Origin of the sequence: Companilactobacillus halodurans (assembly GCF_009600985.1) — a bacterium.
In the GTDB taxonomy this organism is placed as follows: domain Bacteria; phylum Bacillota; class Bacilli; order Lactobacillales; family Lactobacillaceae; genus Companilactobacillus; species Companilactobacillus halodurans.
Window position 1 is genome coordinate 1 of sequence record NZ_VDFP01000076.1, and the last position, 2,003, is coordinate 2,003.

The 2,003-nt window shown below is 47.8% G+C and carries 1 rRNA gene; it reads left to right on the top strand.

What is annotated here, in order from left to right:
* Positions 1-130: 130 nt before the first annotated feature.
* Positions 131-2,003, top strand: a 23S ribosomal RNA gene (locus FHL06_RS12500); the annotation flags it as partial.

Sequence of the window (2,003 nt, forward strand, 5' to 3'; positions counted from 1 at the left end):
CCGAGTGATTTAGAGTTTTTTAACAAGCTTTGAATTCAAAAAGAAATAATCGCTAGTGTTCGAAAGAACACTCACAGATTAATAACATTTTGGGTTTTCAACCGACTTGTTCGTGTTGAAAGTCAAAAAAGATTAAGTTATTAAGGGCGCACGGTGGATGCCTTGGCACTAGAAGCCGACGAAGGACGTTACTAACGACGATATGCTTTGGGGAGCTGTAAGTAAGCTTTGATCCAGAGATTTCCGAATGGGGAAACCCAGCACGAGTTATGTCGTGTTATCGATATGTGAATACATAGCATATCTGAAGGCAGACGCGGAGAACTGAAACATCTTAGTACCCGCAGGAAGAGAAAGAAAAATCGATTCCCTGAGTAGCGGCGAGCGAAACGGGAAGAGCCCAAACCAACGAGCTTGCTTGTTGGGGTTGTAGGACACTCTATACGGAGTTACAAAAGAACAGACTAGACGAATCATCTGGAAAGATGAATCAAAGAAGGTAATAATCCTGTAGTCGAAAGTTTGTTCACTCTTGAGTGGATCCTGAGTACGACGGAACACGAGAAATTCCGTCGGAATCTGGGAGGACCATCTCCCAAGGCTAAATACTCTCTAGTGACCGATAGTGAACCAGTACCGTGAGGGAAAGGTGAAAAGTACCCCGGAAGGGGAGTGAAATAGAACTTGAAACCGTGTGCTTACAAGTAGTCAGAGCCCGTTAATGGGTGATGGCGTGCCTTTTGTAGAATGAACCGGCGAGTTACGATTTGATGCAAGGTTAAGCAGTGAATGTGGAGCCGTAGCGAAAGCGAGTCTGAATAGGGCGTTGAGTATTTGGTCGTAGACCCGAAACCAGGTGATCTACCCATGACCAGGTTGAAGTTCAGGTAACACTGAATGGAGGACCGAACCGACTTACGTTGAAAAGTGAGCGGATGAGTTGTGGGTAGCGGAGAAATTCCAATCGAACCTGGAGATAGCTGGTTCTCTCCGAAATAGCTTTAGGGCTAGCCTCAAGTGATGATTATTGGAGGTAGAGCACTGTTTGGACGAGGGGCCCTTATCGGGTTACCGAATTCAGACAAACTCCGAATGCCAATCAATTTAACTTGGGAGTCAGAACGCGGGTGATAAGGTCCGTGTTCGAAAGGGAAACAGCCCAGACCACCAGCTAAGGTCCCAAAATATATGTTAAGTGGAAAAGGATGTGGCGTTGCCCAGACAACTAGGATGTTGGCTTAGAAGCAGCCATCATTTAAAGAGTGCGTAATAGCTCACTAGTCGAGTGACACTGCGCCGAAAATGTACCGGGGCTAAACATATTACCGAAGCTGTGGATTGTCCGTAAGGACAATGGTAGGAGAGCGTTCTAAGGGCGTTGAAGCATGATCGCAAGGACATGTGGAGCGCTTAGAAGTGAGAATGCCGGTGTGAGTAGCGAAAGACGGGTGAGAATCCCGTCCACCGATTGACTAAGGTTTCCAGAGGAAGGCTCGTCCGCTCTGGGTTAGTCGGGTCCTAAGCTGAGGCCGATAGGCGTAGGCGATGGATAACAGGTTGATATTCCTGTACCACCATTATTCGTTTTAAGCGATGGGGGGACGCAGTAGGATAGGCGAAGCGTACGATTGGATTGTACGTCCAAGCAGTGAGATTGAGTGTTAGGCAAATCCGGCACTCTTAAGATTGAGCTGTGATGGGGAGAGGAAATTGTTTCCTCGAGTCGTTGATTTCACACTGCCAAGAAAAGCCTCTAGCTAGAATTGTGGTGCCCGTACCGCAAACCGACACAGGTAGTCAAGATGAGAATTCTAAGGTGAGCGAGCGAACTCTCGTTAAGGAACTCGGCAAAATGACCCCGTAACTTCGGGAGAAGGGGTGCTCTTTAGGGTTAACGCCCAGGAGAGCCGCAGTGAATAGGCCCAAGCGACTGTTTATCAAAAACACAGGTCTCTGCTAAACCGTAAGGTGATGTATAGGGGCTGACGCCTGCCCGGTGCTGG